Raw genomic sequence first — 22,284 nt, 5'->3', positions numbered from 1 at the left:
CATCAGGAGATCCGGTCATGACACGTCACACGCTCCTTGCCAGCATCCTCGTCGCGACGACCGCACTGGGCGGCGCGGCCTACGCCGCCGAGCACACTGCGCCGCCGGCCGCGGTCCAGAGCACGATGAAGGAAAGCCCGGCCCAGAAGGCGGCGGATCGGGATGCCCTCAAGCTCTCCGCCGACGGTGCGGCGGCGCTCCGGGACATCGGCGGCACGAGGCTCGCCCTGTTCGAGGCGGAGCCGGCGCAGGCCAAGACGATGATCGAGCGGGCGCAGACCGCCCTGGACCGGGCCAAGACCGACGATGCCGTGTTCACCAAGGCGGAGGCCGCGCTGAAGCCGCCCGCGGGTACGAAGGTGCCCGAGACCGCCGACAAAGCGGCTGTGGCGTGGCTGCCGGTCGACAGCCAGATGACGCTGGGCGAGGACTTCGTGCCGACGCCGGAGAAGAACGCGGCCATCGCCGACGCCAACCACAGCCTGCAATCCGGCGACCGGAAGGGGGCCGCCGAGACGCTGCGGCTCGCCGGCATCGACGTGAACACCACGGTCGCGGTGCTGCCCCTGGCCAAGACCACCGAGGACGTTCACCAGGCCGCGTCGTTGATCCAGCAGGGCAAGTATTACGAGGCCAACGCCGTCCTGAAGCAGGCCGAGGGCCGGATGCGCTTCGACGTGGCCGACATCGCCCTGGTGCCGGACAAGGTCGCGGCGACCACGAAGGCCACCCCGTCGAAGCCGGACACGGCGCAGCCCTATCAGAAGGCTCAGCGCAAGGCGAACCCGTCCGATACGAGCCCGGCCGTCACCGGCTCGAACGCGACGCCGGCCATCACGACCCAGCCGGCGCAGAACACGAGCAAGTATCCGTCGTAAGCCCCGACGCGCCAGAACGAAAGAAGCCCGAAGGCCTCCCCGGCCTTCGGGCTTCTTCGCGTCGGATACTCCGAAAAACCTACTTCACCGCTGCGGTCTCGCGGGCGACCGCGCCCGGCGGAACCGCCGCGAGATCGCCCTCGGGGCGGTTGGCGTCGGGGTGCTTCGGCGGGGGACCCAGGAAGGCCGGCACGACGAAGAAGGCGGCCAGCAAGGTGAAGAACAGCGACAGCGCGAGCAACTCGCCCATGCTCGCCGTGCCCGGATGGCTCGACAGCATCAGCGAGCCGAAGGCCGTGCCGGTGGTGAGCGCCGAGAAGAAGATCGCCCGCGTCAGGCTGGAGGCCAGCATGTCGACGACGCCCGCCCGCCACGCGATCACGTAGTAGATGTGGAAGGCCACGCCGACCGCGAGCATCAGCGGCAGGGCGATGATGTTGGCGAAGTTCAGCGGCATGCCGATGATCTTGAGGGTCATCAGGGTCCACAATGTCGCCAACACCAGCGGCCCGAGCGTCATCGCCACGTCCCAGGGTTTGCGGAGCGCCACCGAGAGGATGATGAAGATCAGGACAAGCGCCGTGATGCCCGCCTGCACGAAGGCGCCGAGGATGGTGTAGCTCGACTCCGTCGTGGCGATCGGCGCGCCGGTGGCGTGCGGATCGATCGTCTGCACCTCCTTGGCGAAGCGGCGCAGCACCTCGTCGTTGTTCGAATCGCCCTTGGGATGCACCTCGATGCGGGCGCGTCCGTCGGCGGTCACCCACTCGGCCTTGAGCTGCTTGGGCAGGTTGTCCAGCGTGATCTTCCTCGGGTCGAGCAGGCCGGACAGACGGCCGATCAGCGTCCTGAGGTCGGTGGTGAGCGCGACGCTCGCCGCCTCTCGCTTTTCCGCCGGGGCCGAGGCCAGCGTCTCCAGAGTGGCCGACAGCGTGTCGGCGGCCTTGTTGCCGGGCTCGGAGCCGCCCCCGATGGTCTTGAGCGCGGCGGCGGCCTCGCGGATCGCCTTGACGTTGTCGGCATCCGTCGGCGGCGGCGGCTTGCGACTGGGATTGAGCGCGGGCGCGAGCAACTGCGCCGTCTCCTGGATGGTCGCGAGCTTCTGGTCCTGGTCGCGCGGCACGAAAGTGTCGATCGAGTGGACCTCGGCGACCGTATCGAGCTTCAGCAGGCGCTGGCTGAGCGCGGGCACGGCGGCGACGTCGGGGGCCAGCACGTCGATGGTGTTGGGGCTCGTCGCCGGGTCCTTGATCAGGTCGAGATAGGTCGCGATCGATTCCACCTTCGGGCTGCGCAGGTGCATCGGGTTCGAATCGAACGGCAGCTTCACGAGCAGCGGGATGCCGGCCACCGTGATGAGCCCGACGCCGATCAGCACCCATTTGCGGTGCGTGACGATCCAGTGATCGACGCCGGCCATCCACGTGGTCTCGACCGCCCGCTTCTCGCCGCGCGGGTTGAACACCGCGATCAGGGCCGGCAGCAGGGTGAGCGAGAACAGGTAGGCGACGATCATGCCGACGCCCGCGATCAGGCCGAGTTCGGACACGCCGCGGAACTTCGTGGGCAGGAAGGCGAAGAAGCCGGCCAGCAGCGACACGGCCGCCAGCGTCAGCGACCAGCCGACGCCGCGGGCGGCGGCGCGGATCGCGGTGTCGCAATCGCCGGTCTCGTAGCGGTCGGCCCGGTAGCGCACGGCGAACTGGATGCCGAAATCGATGCCGAGGCCCACGAAGAGGGCCGCGAACGCGACCGAGATCGGGTTCAGCTCCCCCACCATCGCGAGGCCGAGCGCCGCGGTGACGATGAGGCCGGCGAACGTGGTGATCAGCACCGCAACCACGAGGGGCGCCGAGTGGAGCGCGAGCGCCAGGAACAGCACGATCGCCGCGGTGGTCAGCGAGTAGTTGAGGCCTGCGTCGTCGGCGAGCGTGGCGAATTCGTCGTCGGCGACCGCCACCGGGCCGGTGAGCCGAATGCGCAGGCCGTGGGCCGAATCGATGTTCTGCTCGGCGGCGATCCGCCGGATCAGCTTGGTCGCCTCGCGGCCCGGCTCCAGGGCGTTGTAGTCGAGCACCGGCTGGATCATCACGAACTTGCGGGTGTCCGTGACCTGGGTCTTGCCGCCGGCGAGCAGCGTCTGCCACGACATCCGCGCGCGCTCGCCATTGAGCACCTTGCGCAGGGTGTCGTCGATCTGCGTCATCGGCTGGGCCAAGTCCTCGACCTTGGCGTCGCCGCTCTTCACGCCCTTCACGCCGAGCGTCAGCACCCGCATGACGCCGCGCAGCGAAGGGTCGGCGGCGAGCGGCCCGAGCAGGCCCTGCTGCTCGATCAGGCGCTGCGTCGTCTGCTCCAGTTCCTGCTGCGACATCAGCAGCAGCCCGTTGCGGTCGAAGAACGGGCCGCCATCGGGGCGGTAGACCGTCTCGATCTCGGAGCGATGCGTCTTGAGCGCGTCGGCGAAGCGCGTCGCGGCCTCCTCGGCGATCTCGGGCGTCTGCCCGTCGATCACCGCGGCGACGAGGTTGGTGCGCTGCGGGAACGCCTTCTCGAAGGCGATCTCGTCCTGGCGCCACGGCACGCTCGGGTCGATCAGCCGCTCGACGTCGGTGTTGATGCGGAACAGGTGGGCGGCCGCCGCCACGCCCGCGACCGTGAGGATCGCCGCCGTGACCAGGACGAGCCAGCGGCGCCTGACGGAAAACGCGACGAGACCTTCGATCACGTAGAACCCTGCCTGCCCTGACGATCCGGGCCGCGCCCTCCCGCAACGGTTCGGGAAGCGTCCTGCGTCCCCCGCGCGGCGTTGGACCGCGGCGTTCCCGGCAGGCGGCGTCTCCGGATCGGATGCGGTTCGCGGGCCCCGGACGAGCCCTCGGAATGAAGTGCCGGGCGGACCCGGACGACACGAATCAGGCCCGATGGCGCTCCACCGGGCATCCGTGCCTTTGGGGCGCTACGTACCGGCCCCGGTCCCGGAATGCAACGCGAGCACAGAATCGTGCGACGGCACGGGCCGGCCCCTTCGCCTTCACCGCGAGCGGTGCGATATCGCACCGCACCCCGATCACGGGATGAAACAAGGCTAAGCTACGGCCAAGCAGTCAAACATCCGCCGCAGAACCGCGAAAACAGCGGGACGTCCTCCCTCCGCTGCATCGACGCGGACGTCCTCCCGCATCGGGCCGACACTCGGTCCTGCACCCTGTGGAGAGGACGGAGAAGCCGACTTGCCACAGTCCGGCTTTTTACGCGCCGCGCAGTGCCGAATCCGAACGGTTCCAGCCTAGAGCGCTGGAATTCCTGTCCTTCTTTCGCTAAGCAACCCGGCAAAGTCTGGGGCCAGAACAAAGGAGCCGCGCCTTGGGAATCCCCATCCGGTACGTCGCGAAGATCGGCGGCTACATCCTCAAGCAGCACATCACCGGGCGGAAGCGCTACCCGCTCGTCATGATGATGGAGCCGCTGTTCCGCTGTAATCTCGCCTGCGCCGGTTGCGGCAAGATCGACTATCCCGACGAGATCCTGAACAAGCGTCTGCCCGTCGACGAGGCGCTCGAATCCGTGCGCGAGTGCGGTGCGCCGGTGGTCGTGATCGCGGGCGGCGAGCCGCTTCTCCACAAGGATCTGCCGCAGATCGTCCAGGGCATCATCGCGCAGAAGAAGTTCGCGATCGTCTGCACCAACGCGCTGCTGCTCGAGAAGAAGATCAAGGACTACAAGCCGTCGCCCTACTTCACGTGGTCGATCCACCTCGACGGCGACAAGGAGATGCACGACGGGTCGGTGTGCCAGCGCGGCGTCTACGACAAGGCGGTGGCGGCGATCGCGAAGGCCAAGGAGATGGGCTTCCGCGTCACCATCAACTGCACCTTCTTCAACAACTCGTCGCCCGACAAGATCGCCGACTTCTTCGATTCGGTGACCCGCATGGGCATCGACGGCATCACCGTCTCGCCCGGCTACGCCTACGAGCGCGCGCCCGACCAGCAGCACTTCCTCAACCGCAAGGCGACGAAGGATCTGTTCCGGGGCGTGTTCCGCCACGGCAAGGAGAAGGGCCGCGAGAAGTGGACCTTCCAGCAGTCCGGGCTCTTTCTCGACTTCCTGGCCGGCAACCAGACCTACCACTGCACGCCCTGGGGCAACCCGACCCGCACGGTGTTCGGCTGGCAGAAGCCCTGCTACCTGCTGGGCGAGGGCTACGCCGCGACCTTCAAGGAGCTGATGGAGGAGACCGACTGGGACGCCTACGGCACCGGCAACTACGAGAAGTGCGCCGACTGCATGGTCCATTCGGGCTACGAGGCGTCCTCGGTGGTCGATTCCGTGCGCAAGCCCTGGAAGCCGCTGGTGCACGCGATCCGCGGCATCAAGACGGAAGGCGACATGGCGCCCGAGGTCAGCCTGGAGAACCAGCGCCCGGCCGAGTTCGTGTTCTCCCGCAACGTCGCCCAGAAGCTCTCCGAGATCAAAGCCTCAGGCGTCGACACCAAGCGCGAGACCCAGAAGCGCGCGAGCGCGGCTTAAACCGCGGAACGCCTCGCCCGAATCGCGGGCGAGGCGCACCAGTTCGCCGAACTTCGCGTCGCGGCGGAGCAGGGCGAGGAGCACCGCCGACACGTCCGGATCGCCGTTCGGCTTGAGGGCGCTCGCGGCAAACGCGGGCAGCGCCCGCCCGGCCGGATCGCACACCACGCGGAGCGCCGCGAAGGGCAGGCCATGGGCCGCGGCGTAGGCCGCCGCCACCTGCGATTCCATGTCGACCGCCGCCGCCCCGGTCCGGGCGCGGAGCGCCGCCTTGGCCGCCGGCGTCATCACCGCGGCCTCGACCCCCGCGAGATCGGCCACGACCACCCGCGCCCCGAGGGCCGACAGGCGGGCGCGGAAGCCGGCGACGAGCGGTTCGGATGCCGGAAACGGCTCGGGGCCTGCCGCACTCTCGCTGACGACGGCACGAGCCACCACGATAGCGCCGGGCGCGAGCGCCGGGTCGAGCCCCCCGGCGATACCGAAGCTCACAACCGCCCGCAGATCCGCGGCCGTGTGCCCGGCCAGCAGCGCCCGCAGCCGGTCCGCATCGCCGCCGGCCTGGACCGCCTCGACGCCGGGACCGGCGGCGATGCGGGCCTCGCGGGCGAGGCCCGCCACCGCGAGGACGACGGCTCCGGACGCGGGCGGCATTCGGCGGAACATCCCTGAAGCCTCGTCCTCGATACCGGATCGAGGACGAGGCTCTACGTCTCCGTTCCGCATCGTCTTTGTCCGAAAGCCGGAAACCACGTTTCGGGACGATGCTCTAGCGCGACAGCCGGTAGATGGAGGCGGCGGATCCGACGGGCGAGGCGACGGTGGAGACGACGCTGAGCACCTTGGCGACCTCGGAGAACGGCGCGCTCGACACGTAGAGCAGGTCGCGGTTGCGCATCCGGAAGGTCTGGGTCAGGAACAGGCTCTGCGGATCGCGCATGTTGATCCGGTACACCACCGGCACCAGCGGCGTGTCCAGCAGCGGCGAGTTCGGCCGCAGCCGCCGCACCAGGGGCGCCGGCTCGTAGCGGAAGATGTAGACGCCTTCCGGGTTGGCCCGGCTGTCGCTGAGGCCGGAGGCGCGCGCCAGCGCCTGCGCCATGGTCAGGCCCTCGGCCCCGAACGGGATCTCGGTGGTGCTGCCGACCGCGCCCACCGCCAGGAAGGTCTGCGGATCGCGCACCAGCGTGAGGGTATCGTTCGCGCGGACAAAAATGTTCTCGCGCGGGTTCGAGACGATGGTGCTCATCGGCACGGTGACGGTGCGGCCGGCCCGCGACAGGCGCACGAAGGTCTCGGCGACGGGGGAGCGCACGCCGCCGGAGAGCGCGATCACGTCGAGCAGGCGGTCGCCGCGGCCGGTCAGCGGCACGCGCGAGCCGCCGGCGGCCTCGCCGGTGACGGTGACGGATTGCGAGACCGGCCGGGTGACGGTGACGAGCACCTGGGGCTGGATCGCCTTGCCGGCGAGTTCGGTCTCGATCAGGCTCTGGACGTCCTGGGTGCGCCGTCCGGCGACCTTGATGCGGCCGGCATACGGCACGGAGATCGCGCCGTCGGGCCCGACGATCTGCTCGGGGATGGTGGCGGACTTGGAGCCGGCGGAGAAGCGGTCGGCCACCAGCGGGCCGGAGAACAGGCCGCCCGAGCCCGCCTCCCAGACCTGGACCGAGACGGCGTCGCCCACGCCGATGAGCGGCTCGGCCGCCGGCCGGTTGTCGCCGAAGGTGACGAGCAGGCTGTCGAGGGGGCGGGTGCGCAGGGCCTCGACGATGGCGGGATCGATATCGATGATCTCGTAGCGGGCGAACGTGCCCTCGGCCGTGGCGACGTCGGCCCCCGCCTCGATCGCTCGCGAGGTCGGACCCGAGGTCGGAAGCACCGAGCACCCCGACACCGCGAGCGCGGTGAGGAGGAGAGTTGCAGTGACGCGCATTCAGGTTCGCCTGACGGTTTATCTCACAGGCTGCCTACCCCGAAAACGGTGAAGCTGTCCGTGGCGACACCGCCACACAGGCTCCGCGACTGCACGGGCCGCCCGCCTGTCCCCGCTGCCCACACCTGTTTCGGCCGCGCCCGCCGATTTGCCGGGCGCGGCGGGTTCGGGCTAGAGCGCTCCCCGTCGACACGGGGGACCGTTCGGCGAGGGCGCGCGTCACGGCTTCGCAGCCGGCCGCCGGCCCCATGCGATGGCGATCCGCAGGGCAGGAATGTCGAAGCCCGTCAGCCACACACCGCCCGGCGTGCCGGAGCCGCGCCCGGGACGGGTCGGGCGGCGGCACGTCTTCTACCTGCCGGGCTACGATCCCGAGGCGCGCAGCCGCTACCGGCTGCTGTTCGTGCGCGAGCTGACCCGCTACGCCAAGGTGTTCGGGCAGGGGAAGCGCGAGATCGGCCGGGCGGAGGCCGGGCCGCTCCTGGGCGAGAATCCGGGCCAGGACCTGAATCATGATCCGCGGGGCGAGCCCCTGGTGCAGGCCTGGCGGGTCGCGGCGCATCCCCGGACGGAGGGCGCCGAGACCACCTACGAGGTGCTGCTGTGGGACGATCTCGTCGCCCGCGACTTCGCCCGCTCGAAATTCGTCAGTTCCGTCCTGCTGCTCGCGGGTACCGCCCACGCCATCGCGGCGGGCAAGCTCGTGACGTTCTACCGGCTGCACTGGAAGTACGGGAACGTCATCCTCTACCCCTTCGTGATGCTGCTGATGCTCGCGGCGGCGGCGGGCGCCGTGGCCTACGCGGTCCATGGCGCGCTGGGAGAGGGCGGGGCGCTGGGCCTGAGCCTTCCCGCGCCCGTCACGGTGCCGGCGGGCCTCCTGGCGGGGCTGGCACTCCTGGCCGCCATGGAGGCGGCGCTCAACCGCATCTTCTTCTGGCAGCTCCTGAACGACTGGGTGTTCAACTGGCAGCACGGCCAGGGCTGGCGCACCGATTACGAGCGGCGCCTCGACGCCTTCGCCGACCACGCCCTGGCGCGCGTGGCGGCGTTCGAGGCCGCGAGCCCGCCGCCCGACGAGATCCTGATCGTCGGCCATTCCTCCGGCGCGCTCACCGCCGTCGAACTCGCTGCCCGCCTGATCACCCGCCATTCCCGCCTCGGCGAAGCCGAGGGCCCGAGCCTCGGGCTCGTCACCCTCGGCTCCGGCCTGCCGCTGGTGGCGCTTCAGCCGCGGGCGCGGCGCTTGCGGGCCGAGATCGCGAGCCTCGTCACCTGCCGCCGGCTGGTCTGGGTCGATTACGGCGCGCCGCAGGACTGGATGAACTTTCCGGGCTTCAACCCCGCCGCCGACCTCGATCTCGGCCTGGGCGCCGATGCGGTCGTGGCGAACCCCGTCATCCGCTCGGCGCGCTTCCGCGACATCATCTCTCCGGAAACCTACCGGCGGGTCCGCTTCCGGCCGTTCCGGATGCATTTCCAGTTCCTGATGTCGAACGACCGGCCGGGCGAGTACGACTTCTTCGACATGACGCTGGGCCCACGCCGCCTGCTCGACCGTGTCCTCGACGCGCAGGACGAGGAGGCCGCGCCCGAGGCCATCGCGCATGGCTGAGGCCGGGCCGCACGATCCGGTCGTGCTCGTGGTGACGGGGGTGTCGGGCTCCGGCAAGAGCACCGTGGCCTCGCTGCTGGCCGAGCTGCTCGGCCTGCCGTTCGCCGACGGCGACGACTTCCACACGCGAGAGAGCGTCGCGCGGATGCGCGCGGGCCATCCCCTCGACGACGAGGCGCGCGCACCCTGGCTCGCGCGCATCCGTGCCTGGATCGATGCGCGGCTTGAGGCCGAGGAAGGTGGGGTGGTCGCCTGCTCGGCGCTCAAGCGCGGCTATCGCCGAACGCTCATCGGCGACCGCGAGGACGTGCGCATCGTCTATCTGGAGGGGAGCCGCGACCTGATCGGGCGCCGGATCGCGGCCCGGCGCGGCCACTTCATGCCGGCCGGCCTCCTCGACAGCCAGTTCGCCGCCCTGGAGCCGCCGGGCCCGGACGAGAACCCGATCGTCGTCGGCATCGAGGACGGGCCCGACGCCATCGTGGCGGCGGTGGCGGCCCGGCTCGGGCGCACCCCCGGCGACGCCTGCGGATAGGAGCTTCGATGCGCAAGCCCATCGCCCTCGTCGTCACCGACGTCGACGGCACCCTGGTGACCACCGACAAGAGTCTGACCCCGGCCACCCGCGCCGCGGTGCGCCGGCTGGGCGAGGCGGGAATCGGCTTCACCGTAGCCTCGAGCCGCCCACCGGTCGGCTTGAAGGAGCTCGTCTCGGCCCTCGACCTGCGCCTGCCGATGGGCGCGTTCAACGGCAGCACCGTCTGCGGGCCGGACCTCACGACCCTTTCCGAGGTGCTGATCCCGGAGGCGGCAGCGCGGGAGGCGCTCGCGCGCTTCGACACGGAGGGCATCGACGCGTGGGTCTTCGCCCGCGGCGGGTGGCACCTGCGCGACCCGTCCGCGCCCTACACCGATCTGGAGCGGCGCACGCTGCAAGCCGAGCCGGATGTGGTCGCCGACCTCACGCCCTTCCTGAGCGAGGCGGCCAAGATCGTCGGCGTCAGCCGCGATCACGCGCGGCTCGCCGCCCTCGAAGCCTCGCTCGCCGCCGATCTCGGCGACCGGGCCGCCGTGCATCGTTCGCAGGCCTATTACCTCGACGTGACGCCGCCCGGTACCGACAAGGGCGGCTTCGTGCGCGACATCGGGTGCCGCCTCGGCATCCCGCCGGAGCGGATCGCCACCTTGGGCGATGCCGGCAACGACGTGGCGATGTTCCGCGCCAGCGGGCTCTCGATCGCCATGGGCAATGCCGAGGCGGCGGTGAAGGAGGCGGCCGGCGCCGTCACCGCGGACAACGATTCGGACGGCTTCGCTGAGGCGATCGAGCGATTCGTTCTCGCCGCGGTGTGAGACCGCACGGCGCCCGTCGCGGCGGCTCCGTCGGCCAAAGCTGTGCCATTCCGGCGACAGGCGGGGGCCGAAGCCGGGGACGGGCGATCCCGAGCCCCGGAAATCCACGTTCCCGCCTCATTTCGACCCGACCCCTGCGGGCACAAACTGAGCCGTACAAAAAACAACGGGTCTCCCATGCGCCTCGTCCTCGCCGCCCTGCTCGCCGCCGCCGTCCCGGCGCCGGCCTTCGCCCAGGCGGCGCGGGACAACATCGACGCGCTGATCACCGAGCATGCCCGGGCCAACAAGGTGCCCGCCGAGTTCGTGCATCGCGTGGTCAAGCGGGAGAGCAACTACAATTCCCGCGCCAAGGGCGGCTCGGCGCTCGGCCTGATGCAGATCAAGCACGCCACCGCCCGCGGCCTCGGCTATGGCGGCGACGCCGCCGGGCTCTACGATCCCGACACCAACCTGAAATACGGGATCGCCTACCTCGCCGGCGCCTACCGTGCCGCCAAGGGCGATCTGGACCAGGCCTACCGCTACTACAACCGCGGCTACTACTACGTCGCCAAGCGCCTCGGCATCGAGGCGGACGTGCCGCAGGAGACGACGACCGTCGCCGCGGCCTCGACGGCGAAATCCGCCAATGGCTTCGACGGCCTCTTCGCGCTCCGCGGCAGTGCGCCGACCGCCGGCACCCAGGCGCTCGCCTACGCCGCCCCCGGCACCGCCCCGGCGGATGCCGTCGAGGTGCCGCTGCCGCCGCGCCGGCCTGCTTCCCTGTCGGGCGCAGCCGAGCCGGCCCAAGCCCCCGTTCAGGTCGCCCCCGTTCAGGTCGCCGCCATCCCGGCTGCGCCCGTCGCCTACACCGCCGCGCCGGCCTCCCCGGCTCAGGCCGGCGCCCCGACTGTCCAGGCGAGCGATGCCGTCGAGGTGCCGCTGCCGCCCCGCCGGCCGTCCGAGACCGTTCTCGCCGCCGTCGCGCGCCCGGTCGCCGTCGCCCGCAAGGCCGCCGCGGCTCCGGTCCTCGAAGCCGCCGCGATCGCCGGCACGCCCTGATCCGACGCTTCGAAAGCGTCCGGCCTCACGCCCTTGAGGATCGCGTCGGACATCGATCGGGGACGACTAGCCAGTCGGCATCGGTCTCGCTATACAGCCCGCCTCGAATCTCCGTCATGCACGCGGTGCCATCGGCGATCCTCGGATGAGGATCCCTCGGGCGCCCTATTACCCTGAGGTACTCCCATGGCCGTTCCGAAGCGAAAGACCTCCCCCTCCCGCCGCGGCATGCGCCGCTCCGCCGACGCCCTCAAGGCCCCGACCTATGTCGAGGACAAGAACTCGGGCGAGCTGCGCCGCCCGCACCACATCGACCTGAAGACCGGCATGTATCGAGGCCGTCAGGTCCTGAAGGTGAAGTCGGCCGAGGCCTGATTTCGATCCGGCGCCTCGGCGCCGATCTTCGAAAAATAGCCCGAGGGGCGTCAGCCCCGTTCGAAGGCCGCGGTCCGCGCGTAGAGCGCGACCGCGGCCTTCGTGCGTTCGGAGCGGGCCGGACGTAAGCGCGGATCGGCGCTGACGATGAGCTGCGTCAGAAATTCCGCGAGCGGGCGCCCACCGCAGACCCGCGGCAAGGGGCTGGCCGGCGTCCCCGCGACGAGCGCGCGACCGGACGCGACCACGTCGGCACGGCCGTGCTCCGTTTCGGTACCGTCTCGCGTTCCGGAACGATCCATCGTCGCCTCTCCGGCCCCCGCACGGGTATTTCGTGCAAGAGCGGGGCCGACGTTAACCGGATCTTAACCTCCTGTCGCGGGACGGCGCGGGCCAATCCATTCCTTGCGCATTCGCCGCAGAAGCCCTCGCACCGTCGGAGAGGTGTACGACTCGACCCCGCGACCCATGGGGGAGGGTCTCGGACGCTCGCTCGTCCTTGCGAGGCGGAGCCGACGCAATCCAGCGCTCCGCAATGTCCGGCGCACAGGCACGCGTGACAGTGTCGTCGGCGCAGTCTCGCCTTCTCCGAACAGGTCGCGCCCTGGATCGCTTCGGCTCCGCCTCGCGATGACGGGGTGGGGCGGATGCCGAGCGGACCAACCGTCGGCGAACGGGCGGCGCTCGGCGCCTGCTGCTTGCCCGGCTCACAATTCAGAATCGTTCTAAACTGCTTGACGCTTCTCTGGAACCACTCTAATTAAAAACAGGAAGGCGCACCGGTTCCGAGCCGGGCGCCGCGGAAACCCTCGGAGAGAGAGCCATGTCGAGCAACACCAGCGCCGCCTGCCAAAGCTGCCGCTTCTTCGACGAGCACAAGACCAATGCCGGCCAGGCCTCGGGCGACGAGGGCCTCTGCCGCTTCAACCCGCCGGTGAGCCAGCCGGAGCCGCAGGGCCACGGCCTTTGGCCGGTGGTCGCCTCCAAGGACTGGTGCGGCCACTTCGCCGCCGACGTCACCCCGGCGGAGTAATTCGACGCCCCGGCGGAAACGCCGGGGAGGATCTTCGGAAAGGGGTCGGCGCCCAGGCGCCGGCCCCTTTCGCGTTGCGCGGGGCTTCCATCCTCGAGCGCCGCGAATCGCTTTGCAGAAATGCTTCGGGCGTGCCGCCAAGCGGTCATGATCCGGTCACCTTCCCGTTCGATGGCTGCGGCCAGAAGGCAACGGACCCGAAAAATCGGGCCAGCCGCCATCCGGCCCCGAGGCCGGAGCTAGGTCGGGACGAGCGGCGCGGCCCGCCGTGCCGGAACGAGGATGACTGCATGACCTTTGGACCGATCGCTGCCCTCGCCTCCGCCCGCACGGTGTTTCGCGCGGGCGTGTTCGCAGCTCTCGCGACCCTGGTGGCCGCGCCGGCGATGGCCGCCCCGCACCGGGACCCGTCGGGGACCTGGCTGACGCAGGATGGCAAGGCGCGCATCCGCGTCGAGAAGTGCGGCCCGCAGGAGAAGAACCTGTGCGGCTACGCGGTGTGGCTGAAGGTGCCCAACAACGACGAGGGCAAGCCACGGGTCGACTTCCGCAATCCCGATCCGAAGAAGCGCACCCGCGCCTCGCTCGGCCACCAGCTCATCCTCGGGCTGAAGCTCAACGAGGATGCCCGCTACGAGGGCAAGATCTACAACGCGGAGGACGGCAAGTTCTACGACGTGACTGTCTGGTCGGAGGAGCCGGAGGAACTGACCGTCAAGGGCTGCCTCATCGCCTTCCTGTGCCAGTCGCAGACCTGGAAAAAGGTCACTGACACGGCGCCGGGCCAGCTTCCCGGCCCGACCAACGGCCCGAACGGCCCGCGCGCCGATGCCGAGTGGGCGCCCAAGCCTGCGGCGGCGGCCGCGAACGGCCCCACCGCCACCGGCACCGCCGGCCCTGCCCCCGGCGCCAAGCCCGCGGCGCCCAAGCCCGCCGCCCCGAAGGCGGCGCAGCCGGCGGAGTGATCGCGGGGCTCCGCGTCACCCATAGGCCGTCAATTCGGGGCTGCGCCGCGGAACCCGGACCCCACGATGGGCCGCAACGCCGGCTGGCACCGCGCATCACGGATGGAGTCCGGGTTCTCGCCTTCGGCGAGTCCCGGAATGACGGGGTGGAGACGGCAAAGAATCAGGGCGTCGGCGCGGCCACGCGCTGGCGCAGCCCTGCGATCACCGCCTTCAGCATCTCGCCGCCCTCCACCTCAATCCCGCCGGGCATACGCGCGGCGTAGATGCGCTCGTGGACGAAGGCGAGCTTGGCGATCACCGCGGGCGTCAGCGTGAACGGGTAGAGCGGCGGCTGGCCCATGGAGCGGTTGAGCGAGTTGACCGCGTAGGTCAACGGGATCCAGGCCTCCACCACGCGCTGGAAGTCCGGCGTCTCGTAGGGGTCGAAATCGACGGTGACGGCGCCCGTCCCCTCGGCACCCGCCCGGTGCTTGGGCCGCACCCGGATCTCGAAGGCGTTGGCCGTCTCCAGCGTGTCGACGATGTGGAGGTAGTGAGCGAAGGTCTCGGCGAAATCCTCCCAGGGATGGGCGGTGGCGTAGGCCGAGACGAACGATTCCTCCCAGCGCGGGGCCGGGCCGTCGGCATGGTAGCGCCGCAGGCTGATCCCGTAATCGACGCTCTCGTCGCCGAACACGGCGCGGAACATCGGCAGGCTCGCGTTGAAGCGGACCAGCAGGTTCCAGAAGTAATGCCCGATCTCGTGGCGGAAATGCCCGAGCAGCGTGCGGTAGAACTCGCCGAACAGCTTGCGCCGCCGCTCGCGCTCGACGTCGTCGGCCTCGGCGATGGAGAGCGTGATCAGCCCGTCGAGATGGCCGGTCATCACCGGAGGGCCGGGCGAATGCGTCTCGGCCGGATCGACCAGGAAGTCGAAGGCGAGGCCGTCGGAATACTGCGCCCGCGTCACCAGCGGCAGTTCGAGCCGCAGCAGCGAGTAGAACAGCCGGTGCTTGGCGGCCTCGATCTGGCGCCAGCGCGCGACGTTGGCCGGCACCGCGAGGTCGGGCACCACGCGGTTGTGCCGGCAGGTGACGCAATAGGGCTCGTCGGATTCCTCCGGCACCAGCCAGTTGCAGGCGTCGTGGGCGGCGTTGACGCAGAAGCGGTACTTGCGGCCGGGATGGGCATAGGCGCGAAACAGCGGGCCGCGGGCGTCCTCGCCGCAGGGTTCGAGCGCCGAGACCGCATGCCGGTCGCAGACATAGCCGAGCCGCCGCTCGCAGCTCTGGCAGACCGTGCTCTCGAAGCTGACCGGCTGGTCGCAGGCTTGGCACTGGAAGATCTTCATGGGTCCGGCTCGCGCAGCAGAGCGGATCGTACGAGCATCGGGCCGCGCGCCGGGCCCCACGGGACTCAAGGAGGATATCCCTCCCACAGTTCCACCGGCCCCGTGGAGAACCTTCCAAAGCACGCTTCTTGCTTTTCTCGCGTGCCTCGCCCCGCCGCGGCCGTATAAGCGCGGGAAGCAACCGCCAGACCGCGCCGCGAGGCCGTTCGCGATCAGACGAGACGTCCGGAGATTCCGTGTCGATCCAAGCCGCCCTGCACCACGTCACGCATTACCGCTACGACCGGCCCATCGCGCTGGGGCCGCAGACGATCCGCCTGCGTCCGGCCCCGCACACGAGAAGCCGGGTGCCGGCCTACGCGCTGAAGGTCGTCCCCGAAAACCACTTCATCAACTGGCAGCAGGATCCGAGCGGCAACTGGCTCGCCCGTCTCGTCTTCCCGGAGAAGACCACCGAGTTCCGGGTCGAGGTGGATCTCACCGCCGACCTCGCGGTGATCAACCCGTTCGATTTCTTCGTGGAATCCTACGCCGAGCGCCGTCCCTTCGCCTATGCCGACGACCTGAAGCTCGCGCTCGCCCCCTATCTCGACCTCGCCGACGCGGGCGGCCCTCAGATCGACGCCTTCCTCGAGCGGGTGCCGGAGGAGACCCACACGGTCACCTTCCTCGTGGCGCTCAACGAGCTGGTGGCCCGCGAGGTCGCCTACGGCGTGCGCATGGAGCCCGGCGTGCAGACGCCGACCGAGACGCTGACGCTGAAGAGCGGCTCCTGCCGCGATTCCGCGTGGTTGCTGGTGCAGGTGCTGCGCCGCCTCGGCTTCGCCGCGCGCTTCGTCTCGGGCTACCTGATCCAGCTCGTGCCCGACACCACCGCGGTCGACGGGCCCGCGGGCACCACCACCGACTTCACCGATCTCCACGCCTGGGTCGAGGTCTACCTGCCGGGGGCCGGCTGGATCGGGATGGACGCCACCTCGGGGCTGCTGACCGGCGAGGGCCACATTCCGCTGGCCGCCACGCCGCACTTCCAGGCCGCGGCGCCGATCTCCGGCCTCGCCGAGCCCGCCGAGGTCGAGTTCGCCTACGAGATGAAGATCACCCGCGTGGCGGAAGCGCCGCGCATCACCAAGCCGTTCTCGGAGGATGTCTGGTCGGACATGGATGCGCTCGGCGAGCGCATCGACGCCGACCTCGCGGCGCAGGACGTGCGCCTGACCATGGGCGGCGAGCCGACCTTCGTCTCGATCGACGACTTCGAATCGCCCGAGTGGAACGTCGCGGCCGTCGGTCCGACCAAGCGGGCCTTGGCCGACACGCTGATCCGCCGCCTGCGCGACCGCTTCGCGAAGGGCGGTATGCTGCATTACGGCCAGGGCAAGTGGTATCCGGGCGAGAGCCTGCCGCGCTGGGCCTTCGCGCTCTACTGGCGCAAGGACGGCACGCCGATCTGGCAGAACGCCGACCGGATCGCCGCGGAGAACGGGCCCAAGGACGCCACCGTCGCGGACGCCAGGGCGCTGCTCGGGGCGCTCGCCGAACGCCTCGGCCTGAACCGCTTCGTGTTCCCGGCCTACGAGGACGCGGTCTACTGGAAGAGCCGCGAAAGCGAGCTTCCGGTCAACGTCACTCCCGCCGCGCCGCAGACCGGCAGCGTCGAGGCCGACGCCCGCTTCAAGCGGGTGTTCGAGCGCGGCCTCGACGAGCCCGTCGGCTTCGTGCTGCCGCTGGCCAACCTCGCCGTCGGCGAGGGCAGGGCCTGGATCTCGGAAACCTGGACATTCCGCCGGGGCGGGGCCTATCTCAGCCCCGGCGACTCGCCGATGGGCTTCCGCCTGCCGCTCGGCTCGCTCCCCCACGTGCCGCCGGATTCCTATCCCTATTATCACCCGCAGGACCCGCTGGAGGCCCGCGGCGACCTGCCGCGAGAGCCGGGCGCGCCGCTGCCCAAGGGCGAGGACCGCGCGAACGGCGCCGGCCTCTCGGGCGTCGCCGTGCGCACCGCGCTGGCGGTGGAGCCGCGCGACGGCGTGCTGTGCGTGTTCATGCCGCCGCTGGAGCGGGCCGACGACTATCTCGATCTCGTCGGCCACCTCGAGAAGGCGGCGGAATCGGTCGGCCGCACCCTCCACATCGAGGGCTACGAGCCGCCCTACGACCCGCGCCTTTCGGTCATCAAGGTCACGCCCGATCCCGGCGTGATCGAGGTGAACGTTCACCCCGCCGGTTCCTGGCGCGAGGCGGTCGCCATCACCCGCGGCCTGTACGACGAGGCGCGCCAGATCCGGCTCGGCGCCGAGAAGTTCATGATCGACGGGCGCCACACCGGCACGGGTGGGGGCAACCACGTCGTGCTCGGCGGGGCCAGCCCGGCCGATTCGCCGTTCCTGCGCCGGCCCGACCTCCTGAAGAGCCTCGTGCTGACGTGGCAGCGCCACCCCTCGCTCTCGTACCTGTTCGCCGGCCTCTATGTCGGCCCGACGAGTCAGGCGCCGCGCATGGACGAGGCGCGCCACGACGGTCTCTACGAGTTGGAGATCGCCATGGCGCAGGTGCCGGGGCCCGGCGAGGCCAACATCCCGCACTGGCTGGTGGACCGGCTCTTCCGCAACATCCTGGCGGACGTGACCGGCAACACCCACCGCGCCGAGATCTGCATCGACAAGCTGTTTTCGCCCGACGGCCCGACCGGGCGGCTCGGCCTCCTCGAATTCCGCTCCTTCGAGATGCCGCCGGACGCGCGCATGAGCCTCGCGCAGCAAGTCCTGCTGCGGGCCATCGTGGCGTGGCTCTGGCGCGAGCCGCGGAGCGGCGGCTGTGTCCGCTGGGGCACGGCGCTCCACGATCGCTTCATGCTCCCGCATTTCCTCTGGGCCGACTTCCTCGACCTGCTGGAAGACTTGGCGGCGGGCGGCTACGAGTTCGACCCTCAGGCCTTCGTGGCGCAGCGCGAGTTCCGCTTCCCCGTCTTCGGCCGGGTCGAGCAGGGCGGCGTGAGCCTGGAGCTGCGGCAGGCGCTGGAGCCCTGGCACGTGCTGGGCGAAGAGGGGACCGCCGGGGGCACCGTGCGTTTCGTGGATGCATCCGTCGAGCGGCTTCAGGTGAAGGTCGAGGGCTTCGTGCCCGGCCGTCACGTGATCGCCTGCAACGGCCGGCGCCTGCCGATGACGCCGACCGGCGCGGTCGGCGAGGCGGTGGCGGGCCTGCGGTTCAAGGCGTGGCAGCCGGCCTCCTCCCTGCACCCGACGATCCCGCCGCACGGGCCGCTGACCTTCGACATCCTCGATTCGTGGAGCGGCCGCTCGCTGGGCGGCTGCCGCTACCATGTGAGCCACCCGGGCGGGCGCAACTACGAGAGCTTCCCGATCAACGCCTACGAGGCGGAAGGGCGGCGCCTCGCCCGCTTCGAGGCCATGGGCCACACCCCCGGCACCGTCGCGATGCCGCCTGAGGAGCGCACCACCGAGTTCCCGCTCACCCTCGACCTGCGCACGCCCGCCCCGCGATGAGTGCTCTGGCCGCCTTGGTGGACGGGCCGGCGCGGCCCGACCCGGCCGAGGCGGCCGACGACGCGGCGGCGCGCATCCGCCGCTGGACGCAAGGCTACGCACCGCGCCCCGGCCTCGCCGACGAACTCGTCGGGGCCGACGGCGCGTTCAGAGGGGCTTGGCCGCGCTTCCTCGACCGGCTCGGGCGCCTCGACGACCGCGAGATCGCCGCCCGCTTCCTCTCCGCCGAGCGGCATATCCGCGACGCGGGCATCTCCTACCGGGTCTACGGCGACAAGCAGGAGCATCCCTGGCCGCTCGGCTCGCTGCCGCTCGTCATCGACGCCGCCGACTGGGCCGAGCTGTCGGCGGGCATCGTCCAGCGCGCCGGCCTGATGGAGCGCATCGTCGCCGACATATACGGGCCGGGCCGGCTCGTGGCGGAAGGCTTGCTGCCGGCCGGCGTCGTGGCGGGCAGCCCCGAATACCTGCGCCCGGCCCACGGGCTGAGCCCGCCCGGCGGGCGCTGGCTGCCGATCTACGCCGCCGACGTGGGCCGCGGGCCCGACGGCCGCTGGCAGGTGCTCGCCGACCGCACGCAGGCGCCGTCCGGCCTCGGCTACGCGCTGGAGAACCGGATGGTGCTGGCCCGCGCCTACCCGGACCTGTTCGCCGACCTCCATGTCGAGCGCCTGCCGGGCTTCTTCCAGGCGTTCCGCTCCGGCCTCGCCGCGGCCTGCGAGCGCAGCGACCCGCGCATCTGCCTGCTGACGTCGGGCCCCTACAGCAGCACCTATGTCGAGCAGGCCGCGCTCGCCCGCTATCTCGGCTTCCTCCTCGTCGAGGGCGACGACCTCCTGGTCAGCGACGGGCTCGTCCACGTGCGCACCGTCGCCGGCCTAAAGCGCGCCGACGCACTGTGGCGCCGGATCGACGCCGACTATCTCGACCCGCTGGAGTTGCGCACCGATTCGCGCCTCGGCGTGCCCGGCCTCCTCGACGTGCTGCGCCGGGGCGGCGTGGTGATGGGCAACATGCCGGGCTCCGGCGTGGTCGAATCGGCCGCGCTCAGCCCCTACCTGCCGCGGATCGCCGAAGCGCTCACCGGCGAGAGCTTGCGCCTCTCGGGCCCGCGCACGTGGTGGTGCGGCGACCGGCAAGGCCTCGCCCACACCCTCGACCATCTCGACGCCCTGACTTTGCGCCCGGCCGCCACCGCCGTGCGCGGCCCCGAGCGCGACGCGCTTCTCGCCCCCATCGCCTTCGGCGCCGCCCGCGAGCGCGCGCTGGCGGCGCTCCGCGAGCGCGCCTTCGACTGGGTGGCGCAGGAACCCGCCCCGCTCTCGACCATGCCGACATGGCAGGACGGGGCGCTGGTGGCCCGGCCCTTCGTCATGCGGGTCTTCGCCGCCGCGACCCCGGACGGCTGGCGCGTCCTGCCGAGCGCCTTCTGCCGCGTCGCCGAGCGCGAGGATGCCGACCCGAGCGAGATGCGCGCCGGTATCCGCTCGGCCGATGTCTGGGTCCTATCCGACACCCCCGTCGACACCCCGACCCTCGTGCTGACCACGCCGCCGCGCATCCGCCGCATCGCCGGCCACCTGCCGTCGCGCGCCGCCGACAACCTGTTCTGGCTCGGGCGCTATCTGGAGCGGGCGGAGGCCGTGATCCGCCTCGTCCAAGCGCATCTGGGCGGCTTCGGCGAGGCCATCACCGCCGACCCCTGCGCCGCCGAGGACGCGCCGACCGCCCGCCGCATCCGCGCGCTCTTGAAGGAGTGGCATTGCGTCGAGGCCGCCGACCTCCCCACCGCCGCCCTCGCCCAGGAGGCGCTGAGCGGGCGCGACCATTACGGCTCGGCCCTCAACCACGCGCTGGAGGCCCGCCGCATCGCCGCTTCGCTTCGCGAACGCCTGCCCGCGGAAGCGTGGCGCTCGCTGGCGGACCTGCGCGACACCCTCGTCTTCAGCGAGGTCTTCACCCCCACCGAGGCGCAACTGCGCGGCCGGGCCGAACGCGCGCTCGGCCATCTCTCGGCACTCACGGGGCTCGCCCACGAGAACATGAACCACGGCACCGGCTGGCGCTTCGTCGATATCGGCCGGCGGATCGAGCGGGCGATCAACACCTGCGGCTTCGCCGCCGCCTTCTGCGCCGAGGACGCCAGCGCCGACGATCTCGGTGTGATGCTGGCGCTGGTCGATTCGCAGATCGCCTACGGCGCCCGCTACCTCGCGGGCGTCAGCCGCGACGCGGTCTGCGACATGGGCGTGCTCGATCCCTTCAACCCGCGCTCGGTCGCCTATCAGATGGGGGGAATCGTCGCCCATCTCGAAGCGCTGCCCGCGCTCGCCGCCGACGGCCTGCCCGAACCGCACCGCCGCCACGCCCTGACGCTGGCCGGCACCTTCCAGACCGCGCAGGCCGCGGAGATCGACGGCGAGGGCCTGGAAACGCTCGCCGAGGAACTGGAGCGCCTCGCCGACCGCATCGCCGGCCGCTACTTCCCCAGCGGCGCCGAGGCGCTGCGGCCCGAGAAGCTGACGGGTCTGGCGTGATCTACGGCCTGCGCCACCTCACCACCTACCGCTACGCCCGCAAAGTCCGCTCCGCGCGCTGTACCTTGCGCCTGCGCCCCCGCGACGGCGACGGGCAGCGGGTGCTGGAGAGCAGCGTCGCGATCACCCCCGCCCCGAAGAGCCGCGTGGAGCGGCGCGACTTCTTCGGCCTCGACACGGTCGGCCTCGTCCTCGACGAACCGCACGAGACCTTCTCGGTCGAGGCCCTGTCGCGGGTCTCGGTCGAGCGTCCGCCGCCTCCGCCGCCGGAATCCGGCCCCGGCTGGGAGGCCGTGCGCGAGGCGGCGCTGGCCCTGCCGAGCCTCGGCCCGGACGGGCCGGCCCATTTCCAGTTCCGCAGCCAGCGGGTACCCCTCGTCCCGGCGGTGACCGACTACGCCCGCGGCAGCTTCTCGCCCGGCCGCAGCGCTTACGGCGGCGCCGTCGAGCTGATGCGCCGCATGCGAGACGATTTTCGGTTCGACGCCAAGGCCACCACGGTCTCGACGCCGCTGGCCGAGGCCTTCGCGCTCCGGGCCGGCGTCTGCCAGGATTTCGCCCACGTGATGATCGCGGGCTTGCGCGGCCTTGGCCTGCCCGCGGCCTATGTCAGCGGCTACCTGCGCACGCGCCCGCCGCCCGGCCGTGCGCGCCTGCGCGGGGCCGACGCCAGCCACGCCTGGGTCGCGCTGTGGTGCGGGCAGGACCTCGGCTGGATCGGACTCGACCCGACCAACGCCTGCATCGTGCAGGACGACCACATCGTCGTCGCCCGCGGCCGCGATTACGGCGACGTGGCTCCCATCGACGGCATCGTCTCCTCGGCGGGCGCGCAGAAGCTGAGGGTCGAGGTGGATGTGATCCCGGAGGACGAGCCGGTCGAACCGCCGGATCCTGCGCGTTGTCGTGGGACGGGTGAGTCGTGACGAGGGTGGCGGGAGCCCGTCGCGGCGGGCCGGGCGCAAAGCTTCGATGAAGTGCCGGATCGGGAGACGGTTCTGAAGGCTGGAGCCACGTCGGCGGGCCGGCCGACCGGCGCGATCCCCTCGCGCCCGTCCAGCGCAGGAGCGCGCGAATCGTACCGAAGCCCTTCAATTCCGCTGAAATACAATATACTTTCGCCTTTTTTGGCAATCTTCGATTTTCAAATGGACAATTCTAAAGCATTGTCTA

The 22,284-nt window shown here is 70.9% G+C and carries 17 protein-coding genes; 12 read left to right on the top strand and 5 right to left on the bottom strand.

The annotated features are described in order from the left end of the window. The first annotated feature begins 17 nt into the window (after positions 1-17). Positions 18-878 (top strand): YfdX family protein, encoded by an 861-nt coding sequence (locus HNR00_RS15760; protein WP_183570977.1) that lies wholly within the window; start codon positions 18-20, stop codon positions 876-878. A gap of 79 nt (positions 879-957) precedes the next feature. Here the strand turns inward: HNR00_RS15760 and HNR00_RS15755 are convergent, their stop codons facing one another. Continuing rightward, entirely contained in the window at positions 958-3,606 is a 2,649-nt protein-coding gene (locus HNR00_RS15755; RefSeq protein ID WP_183570975.1) for an MMPL family transporter, read from the bottom strand. Between the two features lie 638 nt (positions 3,607-4,244). Here HNR00_RS15755 and hpnH point away from each other — a divergent pair. After that, positions 4,245-5,411, top strand: a complete 1,167-nt coding sequence (gene hpnH / locus HNR00_RS15750; RefSeq protein WP_183570973.1) for an adenosyl-hopene transferase HpnH — start codon at positions 4,245-4,247, stop codon at positions 5,409-5,411. Here hpnH and HNR00_RS15745 read toward each other — a convergent pair. Continuing rightward, the gene (locus HNR00_RS15745) at positions 5,361-6,065 is read right to left on the bottom strand and encodes a phosphorylase family protein (RefSeq protein ID WP_183570971.1); all 705 of its coding nucleotides are present in this window, start codon (positions 6,063-6,065) and stop codon (positions 5,361-5,363) included. The two genes, hpnH and HNR00_RS15745, sit on opposite strands and share 51 nt — an antisense overlap. A 115-nt stretch (positions 6,066-6,180) precedes the next feature. Beyond that, on the bottom strand, positions 6,181-7,347 hold the full coding sequence (locus HNR00_RS15740; RefSeq protein WP_183570969.1) for a polysaccharide biosynthesis/export family protein: 1,167 nt from the start codon (positions 7,345-7,347) through the stop codon (positions 6,181-6,183). Between the two features lie 274 nt (positions 7,348-7,621). On the opposite strand from HNR00_RS15740, the gene HNR00_RS15735 reads away from it, so the two are divergent. The 5 genes from HNR00_RS15735 (at position 7,622) to rpmF (ending at position 11,734) form a co-directional block, all read left to right on the top strand. Then, positions 7,622-8,962, top strand: a complete 1,341-nt coding sequence (locus HNR00_RS15735) for an alpha/beta hydrolase (RefSeq protein ID WP_183570967.1) — start codon at positions 7,622-7,624, stop codon at positions 8,960-8,962. Further along, the gene (locus tag HNR00_RS15730; protein ID WP_183570965.1) at positions 8,955-9,497 is read left to right on the top strand and encodes a gluconokinase; all 543 of its coding nucleotides are present in this window, start codon (positions 8,955-8,957) and stop codon (positions 9,495-9,497) included. The genes HNR00_RS15735 and HNR00_RS15730 overlap by 8 nt, the downstream gene beginning before the upstream one ends. Before the next feature lie 8 nt (positions 9,498-9,505). Then, on the top strand, positions 9,506-10,315 hold the full coding sequence (locus HNR00_RS15725; RefSeq protein ID WP_183570963.1) for a Cof-type HAD-IIB family hydrolase: 810 nt from the start codon (positions 9,506-9,508) through the stop codon (positions 10,313-10,315). Positions 10,316-10,492: 177 nt separating this feature from the next. Further along, positions 10,493-11,359: a transglycosylase SLT domain-containing protein gene (locus HNR00_RS15720; protein WP_183570961.1), complete on the top strand. Its 867-nt coding sequence runs from the start codon at positions 10,493-10,495 to the stop codon at positions 11,357-11,359. Between the two features lie 186 nt (positions 11,360-11,545). Then, entirely contained in the window at positions 11,546-11,734 is a 189-nt protein-coding gene (gene rpmF / locus HNR00_RS15715) for a 50S ribosomal protein L32 (RefSeq protein WP_183570959.1), read from the top strand. Positions 11,735-11,784: 50 nt separating this feature from the next. On the opposite strand, the gene HNR00_RS15710 is transcribed toward rpmF, so the two are convergent. Then, the gene (locus HNR00_RS15710; RefSeq protein ID WP_183570957.1) at positions 11,785-12,036 is read right to left on the bottom strand and encodes a hypothetical protein; all 252 of its coding nucleotides are present in this window, start codon (positions 12,034-12,036) and stop codon (positions 11,785-11,787) included. Between the two features lie 521 nt (positions 12,037-12,557). Between HNR00_RS15710 and HNR00_RS15705 the strand changes: the two genes are divergently transcribed. Continuing rightward, a complete protein-coding gene (locus HNR00_RS15705; RefSeq protein ID WP_183570955.1) occupies positions 12,558-12,767 on the top strand; it encodes a hypothetical protein in 210 nt (69 codons plus the stop codon). Between the two features lie 290 nt (positions 12,768-13,057). Next, positions 13,058-13,732, top strand: a complete 675-nt coding sequence (locus tag HNR00_RS15700; RefSeq protein ID WP_183570953.1) for a DUF2147 domain-containing protein — start codon at positions 13,058-13,060, stop codon at positions 13,730-13,732. A 163-nt stretch (positions 13,733-13,895) separates the two neighbouring features. On the opposite strand, the gene HNR00_RS15695 is transcribed toward HNR00_RS15700, so the two are convergent. Further along, positions 13,896-15,065 (bottom strand): zinc-binding metallopeptidase family protein, encoded by a 1,170-nt coding sequence (locus tag HNR00_RS15695; protein WP_183570951.1) that lies wholly within the window; start codon positions 15,063-15,065, stop codon positions 13,896-13,898. Positions 15,066-15,301: 236 nt separating this feature from the next. Here HNR00_RS15695 and HNR00_RS15690 point away from each other — a divergent pair, with 236 nt between their 5' ends. From HNR00_RS15690 to HNR00_RS15680, 3 genes are read left to right on the top strand one after another with little or no spacing between them, the layout of a single operon-like run. Beyond that, complete coding sequence (locus HNR00_RS15690) at positions 15,302-18,574, top strand: transglutaminase family protein (RefSeq protein ID WP_183570950.1); 3,273 nt, start codon at positions 15,302-15,304, stop codon at positions 18,572-18,574. Next, positions 18,571-21,111, top strand: a complete 2,541-nt coding sequence (locus tag HNR00_RS15685) for a circularly permuted type 2 ATP-grasp protein (protein WP_183570948.1) — start codon at positions 18,571-18,573, stop codon at positions 21,109-21,111. The genes HNR00_RS15690 and HNR00_RS15685 overlap by 4 nt, the downstream gene beginning before the upstream one ends. Then, positions 21,108-22,037, top strand: coding sequence for a transglutaminase family protein (locus tag HNR00_RS15680; protein ID WP_183570946.1), 930 nt, complete (start codon positions 21,108-21,110; stop codon positions 22,035-22,037). Before HNR00_RS15685 ends, HNR00_RS15680 begins: the two co-directional genes overlap by 4 nt. Positions 22,038-22,284: the final 247 nt, after the last annotated feature.

Source organism: Methylorubrum rhodinum, assembly GCF_014199935.1.
Taxonomy (GTDB): Bacteria; Pseudomonadota; Alphaproteobacteria; order Rhizobiales; family Beijerinckiaceae; genus Methylobacterium; species Methylobacterium rhodinum.
This window is presented reverse-complemented; position numbering and strand designations above follow the sequence as displayed.